This window comes from Micromonospora lacuserhaii (genome assembly GCF_036902735.1).
Taxonomy (GTDB): domain Bacteria; phylum Actinomycetota; class Actinomycetes; order Mycobacteriales; family Micromonosporaceae; genus Micromonospora.
Genome location: NZ_JBAKHO010000001.1, coordinates 65,012 through 77,671, shown reverse-complemented (window position 1 = coordinate 77,671; position 12,660 = coordinate 65,012). Strand labels below are relative to the sequence as shown.

General features: G+C 73.6%; 14 protein-coding genes. 11 read left to right on the top strand and 3 right to left on the bottom strand.

Going from position 1 to position 12,660, the window contains the following annotated elements; genetic code table 11:
* The first annotated feature begins 80 nt into the window (after window positions 1-80).
* The 6 genes from V6U81_RS00355 to V6U81_RS00330 all read left to right on the top strand — a co-directional run bounded on the left by V6U81_RS00355 (window position 81) and on the right by V6U81_RS00330 (window position 3,998).
* A complete protein-coding gene (locus V6U81_RS00355) occupies window positions 81-374 on the top strand; it encodes a DUF503 domain-containing protein (protein WP_334482627.1) in 294 nt (97 codons plus the stop codon).
* 165 nt (window positions 375-539) lie between these two features.
* Window positions 540-1,022 carry a 30S ribosome-binding factor RbfA gene (gene rbfA / locus V6U81_RS00350; RefSeq protein ID WP_334482625.1) on the top strand — a complete coding sequence of 161 codons (483 nt, stop codon included), beginning with the start codon at window positions 540-542 and terminating at the stop codon, window positions 1,020-1,022.
* A 26-nt stretch (window positions 1,023-1,048) separates the two neighbouring features.
* Window positions 1,049-2,080 (top strand): DHH family phosphoesterase, encoded by a 1,032-nt coding sequence (locus V6U81_RS00345; RefSeq protein ID WP_334483151.1) that lies wholly within the window; start codon window positions 1,049-1,051, stop codon window positions 2,078-2,080.
* A 59-nt stretch (window positions 2,081-2,139) separates the two neighbouring features.
* On the top strand, window positions 2,140-2,547 hold the full coding sequence (locus V6U81_RS00340) for a hypothetical protein (RefSeq protein ID WP_334482624.1): 408 nt from the start codon (window positions 2,140-2,142) through the stop codon (window positions 2,545-2,547).
* Window positions 2,547-2,756 (top strand): DUF6186 family protein, encoded by a 210-nt coding sequence (locus V6U81_RS00335; RefSeq protein ID WP_334483149.1) that lies wholly within the window; start codon window positions 2,547-2,549, stop codon window positions 2,754-2,756. The genes V6U81_RS00340 and V6U81_RS00335 overlap by 1 nt, the downstream gene beginning before the upstream one ends.
* 729 nt (window positions 2,757-3,485) lie before the next feature.
* Window positions 3,486-3,998 (top strand): AAA family ATPase, encoded by a 513-nt coding sequence (locus V6U81_RS00330; RefSeq protein ID WP_334482623.1) that lies wholly within the window; start codon window positions 3,486-3,488, stop codon window positions 3,996-3,998.
* A gap of 67 nt (window positions 3,999-4,065) precedes the next feature.
* Here the strand turns inward: V6U81_RS00330 and V6U81_RS00325 are convergent, their stop codons facing one another.
* Window positions 4,066-4,680, bottom strand: coding sequence for an HAD family hydrolase (locus V6U81_RS00325; RefSeq protein ID WP_334482622.1), 615 nt, complete (start codon window positions 4,678-4,680; stop codon window positions 4,066-4,068).
* Between the two features lie 112 nt (window positions 4,681-4,792).
* Between V6U81_RS00325 and V6U81_RS00320 the strand changes: the two genes are divergently transcribed.
* The gene (locus V6U81_RS00320) at window positions 4,793-6,121 is read left to right on the top strand and encodes an MATE family efflux transporter (protein WP_334482621.1); all 1,329 of its coding nucleotides are present in this window, start codon (window positions 4,793-4,795) and stop codon (window positions 6,119-6,121) included.
* Between the two features lie 45 nt (window positions 6,122-6,166).
* Here V6U81_RS00320 and V6U81_RS00315 read toward each other — a convergent pair whose 3' ends face one another.
* Entirely contained in the window at window positions 6,167-7,153 is a 987-nt protein-coding gene (locus tag V6U81_RS00315) for a hypothetical protein (protein WP_334482620.1), read from the bottom strand.
* A 108-nt stretch (window positions 7,154-7,261) separates the two neighbouring features.
* Complete coding sequence (locus V6U81_RS00310; RefSeq protein ID WP_334482619.1) at window positions 7,262-7,558, bottom strand: hypothetical protein; 297 nt, start codon at window positions 7,556-7,558, stop codon at window positions 7,262-7,264.
* Window positions 7,559-7,671: 113 nt separating this feature from the next.
* Here V6U81_RS00310 and truB point away from each other — a divergent pair, with 113 nt between their 5' ends.
* The 4 genes from truB to V6U81_RS00290 all read left to right on the top strand — a co-directional run bounded on the left by truB (window position 7,672) and on the right by V6U81_RS00290 (window position 12,627).
* Complete coding sequence (gene truB / locus V6U81_RS00305; RefSeq protein ID WP_334482603.1) at window positions 7,672-8,556, top strand: tRNA pseudouridine(55) synthase TruB; 885 nt, start codon at window positions 7,672-7,674, stop codon at window positions 8,554-8,556.
* 79 nt (window positions 8,557-8,635) lie between these two features.
* On the top strand, window positions 8,636-9,565 hold the full coding sequence (locus V6U81_RS00300) for a bifunctional riboflavin kinase/FAD synthetase (protein WP_334482600.1): 930 nt from the start codon (window positions 8,636-8,638) through the stop codon (window positions 9,563-9,565).
* Between the two features lie 192 nt (window positions 9,566-9,757).
* On the top strand, window positions 9,758-10,027 hold the full coding sequence (gene rpsO, locus V6U81_RS00295; protein ID WP_109804764.1) for a 30S ribosomal protein S15: 270 nt from the start codon (window positions 9,758-9,760) through the stop codon (window positions 10,025-10,027).
* Window positions 10,028-10,248: 221 nt separating this feature from the next.
* Window positions 10,249-12,627: a polyribonucleotide nucleotidyltransferase gene (locus V6U81_RS00290; RefSeq protein WP_334482594.1), complete on the top strand. Its 2,379-nt coding sequence runs from the start codon at window positions 10,249-10,251 to the stop codon at window positions 12,625-12,627.
* The last annotated feature ends 33 nt before the right edge of the window (window positions 12,628-12,660 follow it).

Sequence of the window (12,660 nt, the reverse complement as noted above, 5' to 3'; positions counted from 1 at the left end):
TGACACGCTGATCAAGGGGTTTACGCCGAACGGCGTAAACCCCTTGATCATGTCCGGGGCTGTCCGTAACGTCCGGGGTGATGTTCACCGGAACCGCGGTCTTCGACCTGCTGCTGCCGGGCGACTCCCGGTCGCTCAAGGCCAAGAGATCATATGTACGGCCGATCGTGGCGGCGCTGCGCCGCTTCGAGGTGTCGGCCGCCGAGGTGGGAGCGCTCGACCTGCATGGTCGGGCCGAGATCGGGGTGGCCGTGGTGGCCGCCGAGGCGGCGCACGTCCGCGAGGTGCTGGATGCCTGCGAACGCCTGGTGGCCGCCCGCCCCGAGGCCGAGCTGTTGTCGGTCCGCCGCCGGCTCCATGGCGAGGACGACTGAGGGGCGTCGGCGGACACCGGCGACGGGTGGTGTCGACCGCCACCGGCAGCGACGCGCGACCCGCCAGGGGGCCCGGGTAATGTTCGAGTTGTTGGGCGGTCGGACCCGGCGGCGCCCCGCGCCCGCCGTTCCGGCCGGGAGCAGGATGCCCTGGAGGTGGGGGAGATGACGGATCCGGCCAAGGTACGCCGGCACGCGGAACGCATCCGTGAACTGGTTGCGTCGGTGGTGCGGAGCCAGATCAAGGACCCCCGGCTCGGGATGATCACCATCACCGACGCCCGGATCACGGCCGATCTGCGCGACGCCACGGTGTTCTACACGGTGCTCGGTGACGCGACCGCGCAAGCCAGCACCGCCGCCGCGCTGGAGAGCGCCAAGGGCATGCTGCGCAGCACGGTCGGCAAGGCCCTCGGGCTGCGCCACTCGCCATCGCTGACCTTCGTCCTCGACGACGTCCAGGACCAGGTCAAGCAGATCGACGACCTGCTCGCTCAGGCCCGGCACGCCGATGCGGAGGTGCAGCGGCTGGCCGCCCAGGCCAAGTACGCGGGCGAGGCCCAGCCGTACAAGCTGGACGAGGACGAGGACACCGAGGACGACGCCGACACCGGCGAGGACGTCCCGCCCGCGACGGACCGGCGGTGACCGGCGCCCCGGGCGTTACCGGCGGGCTGCTCGACGGGTCGGCCCCGGCCGGCCCCACCGAGGCCGACTGGGCCGCCGCGGTCGCGGCGGTACGCGGGCTGCCCGCCGACGCCCGGGTGCTGCTGATCTGCCATGTCAACCCGGACGGCGACGCACTGGGCAGCATGCTCGGCTTCGGCCTCGGCCTGCGCCGGCTCGGGATGCGACAGCTCCACGCCACCTTCCCGGGGCCGCCGGAGCTGCCGGAGAGCCTGGGCTGGCTGCCGGGGCTCGACCTGCTGGTGCCGGCGACCGTGGCGTACCCGGATCCGGATCTGGTGGTCTGCTTCGACGCGGCCAGCGAGTCGCGGCTGGGTGAGCTGGTCGACCGGCTGGACGCCGGCGTGCCGGTGCTGGTGCTCGACCACCACGCCTCGAACACCGGTTTCGGCGGCGTCCACCTGGTCGACCCGGCGGCCGCCGCGACCTCGGTGGTCGCCGAGGAGCTCCTCGCCCGGCTCGACGTGCCGCTGGACGCGGAGATCGCCACCTGCCTCTACGTCGCGTTGACCACGGACACCGGCTCGTTCCGGTTCGCGGTCACCACCCCGGCGGTGCACCAGCTCGCGGCGCGGCTGCTGGCCACCGGCATCCGGCCGGGCGACATCTCCCGCCGGGTCTTCGACACCCGGCCGTTCGGCGCGGTCCGGCTCTTCGGCGAGGTGCTGGGCCGGGCCACCCTGGAACCGGCGGCCGCCGCCGGACACGGCCTGGTCTGGACGTACGCGACCCTGGACGACCTGGCCCGGCACGACCAGCGGCCGTACGTGCTGGAGGCGCTGATCGACTCGGTCCGGTGCACAGCCGAGGCGGACGTCGCCTGCGTGCTGAAGCAGGTCGCCGCCGACGAGTGGGCGGTCTCCATGCGCAGCAAGGGCGCGGTCGACGTCAGCCGGGTGGCGATGGCGCTGGGCGGCGGCGGGCACCGCTTCGCCGCCGGCTTCACCGGTCGGGGCGGCCGGGACGACGTGGCCGGGCAGATCCGGGACGAGCTCGACGGCGCGCTGATCCGGGGCTGAGCCGGGCCCGGCGGGTGTGGGTCTTCCCGCGCCCGGGTGGGCGCGGGCAGAATCGGAGGATGGAGCAGCCGCACGAGCTCGTCGTCGAGGCCCCGCGGGCGTGGGACCGGCCGATCGTCACCGTGCCGGTGCTGGCCTGCCTCTCCCTGGTCGGCGGGCAGTTGCCGTCGTTCTCGGCGCAGGCGAACCTCTGGACGCTGGGCACCGGCGGGGCGCTGATCTGGCTCGGCTCCGGCAACCGGGTACCCCGGCGACCGCCGCCACGTCGGTTGAGCCCCGGCGCGATCTGGTGGGTGCTCCCGGTGGCGGTCTTCGGCGTCCTCGAGGGCGCCACGTTCGTGCTCTCGGCGGGTGACGAGTTCCCGACCTTCTCCCGGCTGGTCGATCCGATGCTGGAGGACGAGCTGGTCCGCTCGGCGGCCTGGTTGGGCTGGCTGACCGCGTTCTGGGGGTTGGTACGCCGATGATGCGGGTCCTCGCCGTCGGCGGCTTCCTCACCGCGCTGGCGCTCTTCGCGGTGGTCGAGTGGGCGTCCCGCCGTCCCGGCTCCCGGGTCCCGTCGCTCGGCGACGTCTGCGCCTACGTCATGCGCTACGAGGTCGGCCCGGTGCCGGTGGGGCGGATCGGGCTGTTCGGCTTCTGGTGGTGGCTGGGCTGGCACTTCCTGGCCCGCTGAACGCTCGTTCGCCCATATTTCGGGAACAGTGGGCAGCATGTGGAAAGTGAACGTTAACTTGGGAATCGGCCCGCGACGCGACGCGACGCAGGTCGTGGGCGGTGGTGCCACACCCGGTGCCGCCTCCCTCCAGGGTCAGACCGACCCGGGCTCACGCTGCCAGGCGAGCCGCTCCGGTAATCCCGGACCGCACGCCGGGCGCACAGCAGGACCGCCCGTAGGGCCACCGCTGACGGTGGCTCGCACCCTGGAAGGGACCGAAGATGGCGACCAAGCCCAAGACCGAGAGCACCGACGAGGCGCGCGAGCAGATGCGGCGCGCCCTGCAGACCTCGATGGACACCCGTCAGTGACGCTGGCCGACCGGCGGTGACGCCGCCGTCGTCCGCGTCGACGACGTCGACGACGTCACCGCCCCTCGGATCGCACGACGACGTCACCGCCTGACGGGACGACGTCACCGGATCGGCGCCCCGTCCTCCGGCCGTCGCCGCACCGGCCAGGGGTCACCGCCCGACGAATCGCACCGCCGAGCGGACCGGCCTCCCGCCGGGTGCCCAAGTGCCGCCGCCGACCGCTGGCGTGTCGGGCACGGGCTCCGGAAGGTCGGAGGAGCCGTATGACGCAGCGTCATGAATATGACGCAGCGTCATGTCGCTCTCGGGGACTTCGCCTTCCGGCGGATGTCCGAGCGCCCAGGCAGGCGGGCGTGCCCGGTACCGTCGCCCGGTGCGCAGGATCCTGATCGTCGGTAGCTCCGGCGCCGGTAAGAGCACGCTGGCCCGCGCCGTCGCCCGCCGGCTCGACCTCCCGCTGATCCACCTCGACCGGCACTACTGGCGGCCGGGCTGGGCGGCCCCTGCCGAGGCGGACTTCCGGGCCGAGGTGGCCGCGCTCGCCGCCCGCCCGAGCTGGGTGATGGACGGCAACTACGGCGCCACCCTCGACCTGCGGCTGCCCCGGGCCGACCTGCTGGTGCTGGTGGACCTGCCCTGGCCGCTCTGCCTCGCCCGGGTGCTGCGGCGCCGGTGGGACCCACGCGCCGCCGGCCGCGACGACCTCCCCGACGGCTGCCCCGAGCGCCTCGACCTGGACTTCCTGCGGTACCTGCGGCGCTATCCCCGGGACTCCCGCCCCCGGGTCCTCGCGGCCCGCGCCGCGCACGCGCCACACCTGCCGCTGGTCCGGCTGCGCAGCCGCGCAGAGGTGCACCGGTGGCCGCGCACGCTGTCGGCGCGCTGACCGCCGCCCCAGCCGCGCACCGCGCACCGCGCAGCCGCCCCCATGCCGACCGGTTGCCGGTGGTCCGCTATGCCGACCGGTTGCCGGTGGTCCGCCGTTGCCGTGGCGACGGGACGCGTACCGAGGCCATGCCGGCGGCGGTGGCGGCCTGGATGCCGAGGTCGGCGTCCTCGAAGACCAGGCAGGACCGCGCCGGCACGTCGAGGAGCCGGGCCGCGAGCAGGAACGCCTCCGGGTGTGGCTTGGCGCGCGCGTAGTCCTCCGCGCAGACCAGCACGTCGAACCGGTCGAGCAGGCCGAGGGCGGTCAGGCAGGCGGTGACCGACGCCCGGGCGCCGCCGGAGACCACCGCGAAGGGCAGTCGGCCGTGGGCGTCCTCAATGTGCGCCAGTACCTCCGGCACGGCGGTGACCTGCGGCAGGAACTCCTGGAACAGCTCCTCCCGGCGGTGGTCGACCGTCGCTACCGGCATGGTCAGCCCGTGCCGCTCGTTGAGGGTGGCGATGATCTCGGCGGGGGGCCGGCCGCCCCAGGCGTAGAAGAGTTCCTCGGGCAGCTCGCAGCCCCACTCGCCGAGGGCCTGCTGCCAGGCGACGTGGTGCAGGGGCATCGAGTCGGCGATGGTGCCGTCGCAGTCGAAGAGGTAGGCCTTGAACTCGCCGTCGGGCAGGAGGAGGGTCACCGGCCCAGGGTACGACCGGGCGGTGCCGTCGCGCTGCCCCCAAGGTAAGCGCCCAAGGTAAGCGCCCAAGGGTATTGCGATCCTTACCGGCACCGTGCCAGGATCGGCGGCGATGAGCCAGCCCGCCACCGCCGAAACCACCGCGATCGCGCCACCGCGCCGGATCGCCGCCCTCGCCCTGCCCGCCCTCGTGGTGCTCGCCGCCGAACCGCTCTACGTGCTGGTCGACACCGCCGTGGTCGGGCACCTCGGCCGGGTGCCGCTCGCCGCGCTGGCCGTCGGCGGCACCGTGATGACCCTGACCGCCTGGCTCGGCACCGTCCTCGCGTACGGGATCACCGGGCGGGCCGCCCGGCGCTTCGGCTCCGGCGACCGGGCCGCCGCAGTGGCCGAGGGCGTCCAGGCATCCTGGCTCGCCCTCGGCGCCGGGGTGCTGGTGGCGGTCGGCATGCAACTCGGTGGCGGGGTGTTGGCGCGTACCCTCGCCGGTGGTGGCGACGACGTGGCCGGCGCCGCCGCGCAGTGGCTGCGGATCGCGGCCCTCGGCGCTCCCGGTCTGCTGCTGGCCGCCGCCGGCAACGGCTGGCTGCGCGGCATCCAGGACACCCGCCGGCCGCTGGTCTTCGTGCTCGCGCCCAACCTGCTCTCCGCGCTGCTCTGCCCGCTGCTGGTCTACCCCGCCGGGCTCGGCCTGGTCGGCTCGGCGGTCGCCAACGCGGTCGCGCAGACCCTCTCCGGCGGGCTCTTCGCCGCCGCGCTGGTGCGCGAACGGGTCTCCCTGCGACCCCGGCCGCGGCTGATCCGCCAGCAACTCGTACTCAGCCGGGACCTGCTGGTGCGCGGCGTCGCCTTCCAGGCCAGCTTCCTCTCCGCCACCGCGGTCGCCGCCCGCTTCGGCGCCGCCGCCGTCGGCGCCCACCAGATCGCCCTGCAACTGTGGTTCTTCACCGCCCTGGTGCTCGACGCCCTGGCCATCGCCGCGCAGGCGCTCATCGGCGCGGCGCTCGGCGCGGGCGACGACGCCGGCGCCCGCGCCCTGGCCCGCCGGTTCGCGCTGCTCGGCGGCGTCTGCGGGGTGGGCTTCGCGGTGCTGATCGCGGCCGGTGCGGGCGTGGTGCCGTCCTGGTTCAGCTCCGACCCGCAGGTACGCGACCAGGCGATGATCGCCTGGCCCTGGTTCGTGGCGATGCAGCCGCTGGCCGGGGTGGTGTTCGCCCTCGACGGGGTGCTGATCGGCGCCGGCGACGTGCGCTACCTGCGCAACCTCACCATCGTCGCGGCGCTCGGCGGCTTCCTGCCGGCGGTCTGGCTGGCGTACGGGCTGGGCCTCGGGCTCGGCGGGATCTGGGCCGGGCTCACCCTGTTCATCGTGATCCGGCTGGTCGCCCTGCTGCTGCGGCTGCGCTCCGGCGGGTGGGCGGTGGTCGGCGCGGTCCGTTGACCGTCCGGGGCGGGGACGATCCGACCCGCGCCGGCCCGGCGGAGCTCAGCAGGACTCGGTGGCGCGGCTGGGCCGTTCCGGGTCGAAGATCTCCTCCAGCCCTGGTGACGTGTCCGAACCCCGCCGGCCATTACCCGGGAACCAGCGTTTCAGGTCGATGAAGCCGTCCTTGATCTTCGAGCAGTCGGCGTTCCAGGAACTGGCCTCGGCGGAGTCCAGCCACAGGCCACGCGCGGACGCCCGAACGTCGTCGGGATGGGGCAGGGCCCAGACCTGCGTGTCGCGGATGACCACCAGGTGGGCTCCCGGCGGCACGGCCTTGCCGAGGTAGATGTCGAAGGCGTATACCCAGGCGAAGCGCGTGGTCACCTCGAGGGTGCGGACCCCGTCCGCGTCCTCGGTGGCGCGGTAGGTGATCGTGCCGGAGACCCGGACCTCGCGTTCCCAGTCGGTTCGGGAGTCCATTCGGGTCGCGTAGCTCAAGAAGGTGCTGTCGGCGAACTGCGGCAGTAGGCCCGCGCGGGCGTCCTTCGCCAGCAGGGCCAGGAACGGTTCGTTGTCGCCGACCAGCATCGCGGTTTCCAGCCGGGCTTCGATCAGCGCCCGCCGGACCCCTTCCAAGGTGCTGCGCACCTGCCCGGCAGTGAACGGGCCCGTGGCCCGGGCCGGTGGCAGCACGATGCCCTTCGCGCCGACGGGGAAGTCGGCGGCGGGGGTGTCCGCGAAGTGATCCTGCGGCTCGCCGATCGTGCTGGTGGGCACCGGCGAGGGCGACGGTGGCGTGGCGGTGCGGACACTCTCCACGAGGGCGTGGCCGCCCAAACCCAGCAGCACGACCAGCGCCAGGGCCATCACCGCGACGAGGCCGACGAGCACCTTTCCGCGGTGCCGCGCCCAGTTGAGCCGGCGCCGTTCGGCGGGGGTCAGCTCCTGGGGGGTGTCGAGCTCCCGCATCCAGGACGGCAGGCGCACCGGCTCGCCGGTGGCCACCGCGGACGGTTCCGGTGTGGTGGGCGGCTGTTCGTCAGTCACTGTGCGGTCCCGGAGCCGGGCGGAATGGGGGGCGCATGATCCTCGCACCCGGTACGTTCGTGCGCTGTCCCGTTCCGGGTGACCGCCGTCGTCCGCGCCCCCGCGGGGTCAGAGATCCCCGGCCAGCATTCGGCCGAACAGGTACAGGGCGCCGCCGACCAGCAGCGTGGCCACCACGGCGACCACGATGAACGACACGATCGCGGAGACGACCGGGTGCTTCTCGCTGAACCGGGTGTGGTCCCGCCACCGCCACACCGCACGCCGCGCGTCCCGCAGCGCCGGCGCGGCGTCCACCAGCTCCGACAGCCGGCGCCCGAGCGTCCGCCGGGGCGGCTCGGGGTTCCGCATCCAGTCGGGCAGGTCGACCCGGGCGCGGTGTTCGGGGGACGGCGGGGTGGTCATCGGGGACTCCGGAGGCTCGGGTGACGACGGCGGTCGGCGTGATCTTCGCACCCGATCGTCCCGAGCGGGAGCCCTGTCACGGACGAACACCGGGTCTGGCAGGCTTGGCGCACGTGAGCACTGACGGTCTGATCGTGGTGGACAAGCCCGGCGGCATGACGTCGCACGACGTGGTGGCGCGGATCCGCCGGCTGGCGAAGACCCGCCGGGTCGGCCACGGCGGCACCCTCGACCCGATGGCGACCGGTGTGCTGGTCATCGGCGTCGGCCGGGCCACCCGGTTGCTGACCTACGTGATCGGCGCCGGCAAGAGCTACACCGGCACCGTCCGGCTCGGGCAGGCCACCGTCACCGACGACGCCGAGGGCGACGTGATCGCCACCACCCCGGCCGGCACGGTCACCGACGAGTCGATCCACCGGGCGTTCGCCGCGCTGACCGGCGAGATCGACCAGGTGCCGAGCGCGGTCAGCGCCATCAAGGTCAACGGTGAGCGGGCGTACAAGCGGGTCCGCGAGGGGGAGAGCGTCGAGCTTCCCGCCCGGCGGGTCACCGTCTCCCGCCTCGACGTGCTGGCGATCCGGCGGGACCAGCCCGACGTGGTCGACGTCGACGTCGACGTGACCTGCTCGTCCGGGACGTACATCCGGGCGCTGGCGCGGGACGCGGGCCTGGCGCTCGGGGTGGGCGGGCACCTGACCGCGCTGCGGCGGACCGCGGTGGGCAACTTCACCCTCGGTGAGGCGGCCACCCTCGACGAGCTGGAACAGCGCGCGCCCGAGGTGGTCAACCTGCCGCTCGACGCGGCCGCCGACCGGTACTTCCCGCGCCGGGACGCCACCGCCGACGAGGCGAAGGTGCTCTCCCACGGCGGCCCGCTCGACCCGGCCGGCATCGCCGGGCCGTACGCCGTCTTCGGTCCGGCCGGCGGCGTGATCGCTATCGTCAGCGAGCGGGACGGCCGGGCCCGCGCGGAGATCGTGCTCGCCCCGGCCTGACGGCGGGGCGGGGTTCCGCCGGCCGCGCGGCCGGGTGGAGGAGCCCGCGGGCGACGCGGGAGAGCAGGGGAGGAGCGGCATGCAGCGGTGGCGGGGGTACGACGCGGCGCCCGGTGGCTGGGGGCGGTCGGTCGTCACCATCGGCGTCTTCGACGGCGTGCACAAGGGGCATCAGGCGACCATCGGGCACGCCGTGTCCCGGGCCCGGGAGCTGGGCGTGAAGTCGGTGGTGGTCACCTTCGACCCGCACCCGGCCGAGGTGGTCCGCCCCGGTTCGCACCCGGCCGTGCTCACCGAGCCGGCCCGCAAGGCCGAGCTGATCGAGGCGCTCGGTGTGGACGTGCTCTGCGTGGTGCCGTTCACCCCGGAGTTCTCCCGGCTGCCCGCCGAGGCGTTCGTGCACGACATCCTGGTCGAGCACCTGCACGCCACCCTGGTCGTGGTGGGGGACAACTTCCGCTTCGGGCACCGGGCGGCCGGGGACGTGGCCCTGCTGGAGCGGCTCGGCCGCACCTTCGGCTTCGGGGTGGAGGGCGCGCCGCTGGTCGCCGAGGCCGGCACGGTCTTCTCCTCCACGTACATCCGGTCCTGCGTCGACGCCGGGGACGTGGGTGCCGCGGCCGGCGCGCTGGGCCGCCCGCACCGGGTCGAGGGTGTGGTGGTCCGGGGCGACCAGCGCGGCCGTGAGCTGGGTTACCCCACCGCCAACCTGCTCTGCCACCGGTACGCGGCGGTCCCGGCCGACGGGGTGTACGCGGCCCGGCTGGTCCGGCGGGGCCACCCGGCGCCGCTGGCCGCCGCGGTGTCGATCGGCACCAACCCCACCTTCTCCGGGCGGGAGCGCCGGGTGGAGGCGTACGCGCTGGACTTCACCGGCGACCTGTACGGCGAGCGGCTGGCCCTGGACTTCGTCGCGCACCTGCGGGAGCAGCGTCGCTACGACGCGATCGAGCCGCTGGTGGCGCAGATCGCCGAGGACGTGGAGCGGACCCGGCGCGCGGTCGGCTGAGCGCGGCACGGGCCGTATCGCCGCCCTTGACCGGGCGTACCGGTGTGGGCTGGTAGTCTGGCGGAGACGTCGGCTGACCGACGTGGGGCCTCGCGTGCCTGCACGACGCCGCGGGTGCGAGGTGCCGGTCCGTTCCGGTCTCCTGACCGGTCCGACGGACACCAGTGATCAACCCATCGAAACAGGGAGAACATGGCGCTCGACCAGGAAGCCAAGGCCAAGATCCGCACGGAGTACGCGACCGCCGAGGGCGACACCGGTTCGCCGGAGGTCCAGGTCGCGGTCCTCACCAAGCGGATCGCGGAGCTCACCGAGCACCTGAAGGTGCACAAGCACGACCACCACAGCCGCCGTGGGCTGCTGCTGCTGGTCGGCCGTCGCCGCCGGCTGCTCAACTACGTCCAGAAGAAGGACATCAACCGCTACCGGTCGCTCATCGAGCGGCTCGGCCTGCGCCGATGACGTGACGGGGGAGTGGCCGACCGGCCGCTCCCCCGCTTCGGTACCACAGAAAAACAGGGCCGCGCGACCACCCGAGAGGGAGCCGGTCAGCGTACCGGTCTCCGGTAGTGGCCCCCGGGAATCCCGGCCTCGTGCCGGTCACCCGGGCGCTTCGATCGAAGACCGGCCGTCTGAGCAGCTCCGGTGTCGTGGGCCCACGACGCGAAGGAGCACCACCGCACATGACCGAGACCAACCTCGGCACCGAATCCCGTACCGCTGTGATCGACAACGGGTCCTTCGGTACCCGTGAGATCACCTTCTCGACCGGCCGGCTGGCCCGCCAGGCCGCCGGTTCCGTCATCGCCCAGCTGGGCGAGACGGTGGTCCTCTCCGCCACCACCGCCGGCAAGCAGCCGAAGGAGCAGTTCGACTTCTTCCCGCTGACCGTCGACGTCGAGGAGCGGATGTACGCCGCGGGCCGGATCCCCGGCTCGTTCTTCCGCCGCGAGGGTCGTCCCAGCGAGGACGCCATCCTCACCTGCCGGCTGATCGACCGGCCGCTGCGCCCGTCGTTCGTCAAGGGCCTGCGCAACGAGGTCCAGGTCGTCGAGACCGTCCTCGCGCTCGACCCGCAGCACCCGTACGACGTCGTGGCGATCAACGCCGCCTCGATGTCGACCAAGCTCTCCGGCCTGCCGTTCTCCGGCCCGATCGGGGCCACCCGGGTCGCGCACGTCGACGGCCAGTGGGTCGCCTTCCCGACCCTGGAGGAGCTGGCCCGGGCCACCTTCGACATGGTCGTGGCCGGCCGCACCCTGCCGGACGGCGACGTCGCGATCATGATGGTCGAGGCCGAGGCCACGCCGAACGCGGTCGCCCTGATCGCGGGCGGCGCCACCGCGCCGACCGAGGAGATCGTGGCCAGCGGCCTGGAGGCCGCGAAGCCGGCGATCCGTGAGCTGTGCCGCGCGCAGAGCGAGCTGGCCGAGGTGGCCGCGAAGCCGGTCACCGAGTTCCCGGTCTTCCTCGACTACCAGGACGACGTCTACCAGGCGGTGGCCGACCTGGCCCGCGCCGAGGTGGCCGAGGCCCTGCAGATCGCCGGCAAGGCGGACCGCGAGGAGGCCCTGGACCGGATCAAGGCCAAGGTCGCCGAGGAGCTCGGCGGCCGGTTCGAGGGCCGCGAGAAGGAGCTCAGCGCCGCCTTCCGGTCGCTGACCAAGTCCGAGGTCCGCACCCGGGTGCTGCGCGAGCAGGTCCGGATCGACGGCCGCGGCCCGCGGGACATCCGTCCGCTGACCGCCGAGGTCGGCGTGCTGCCGCGGGTGCACGGCTCGGCGCTGTTCGAGCGGGGCGAGACCCAGATCCTCGGCGTCACCACGCTGAACATGCTGCGCATGGAGCAGATGGTGGACACCCTCTCCCCGGAGAACCGCAAGCGCTACATGCACAACTACAACTTCCCGCCGTACTCGACCGGTGAGACCGGCCGGGTGGGCTCGCCGAAGCGGCGCGAGATCGGCCACGGCGCGCTCGCCGAGCGGGCCCTGATCCCGGTGCTGCCGTCGCGCGAGGAGTTCCCGTACGCGATCCGTCAGGTCTCCGAGGCGCTCGGCTCGAACGGCTCGACCTCGATGGGTTCGGTCTGCGCCTCGACCCTGGCGCTGCTCTCCGCCGGTGTGCCGCTCAAGGCGCCGGTGGCCGGCATCGCGATGGGGCTCATCTCCGACGAGGTGGACGGCAAGACCCAGTACGTGACGCTGACCGACATCCTCGGTGCCGAGGACGCGTTCGGTGACATGGACTTCAAGGTCGCCGGCACGCCGGAGTTCGTCACCGCGCTGCAGCTCGACACCAAGCTGAACGGCATCCCGTCGGACGTGCTCGCCGCCGCGCTCCAGCAGGCGAACGAGGCCCGGCAGACCATCCTCGGCGTCATGAAGCAGGCGATCGAGTCGCCGGCGGAGATGTCGGAGTACGCGCCGCGGGTCACCACCGTCAAGATCCCGGTGGACAAGATCGGCATGGTGATCGGCCCGAAGGGCCAGACCATCAACGCCATCCAGGACGAGACCGGCGCCGAGATCTCCATCGAGGACGACGGCACGATCTACGTCGGCGCCACCAACGGCCCCTCGGCCCAGGCGGCGGTGGACCGGATCAACGGCATCGCCAACCCGACGCTGCCGAAGCAGGGCGAGCGGTTCCTCGGCACGGTGGTCAAGACCGCCGCGTTCGGCGCGTTCATCTCGCTCCTGCCGGGCCGCGACGGGCTGCTGCACATCTCCAAGGTGGGCGACGGCAAGCGGGTCGAGCGCGTTGAGGACTTCCTCAACGTCGGCGACCGGGTCGAGGTCGAGATCGCCGACATCGACGCCCGCGGCAAGATCTACCTGGACAAGGTCCGGCCGGAGGGCGCCGAGGCGCCGGCCGCCGGTGAGGCCGCCGCCGAGGGCGGCGAGCGTCGGGGCGGCGACCGCGGTCCGCGTGACCGTGGTGACCGCGAGCGCGGCGGCGACCGGGGCGGTCGTGGCCCGGGCGGCGGCGACCGCGCCCCGGGCGGCGGCGAGGGTGGCGAGGGCGGCGAGCGTCCGCGCCGCCGGACCCGACACAGCTGAGCAGCACCCGGCCGGGTGACGACCTCGTCGTCA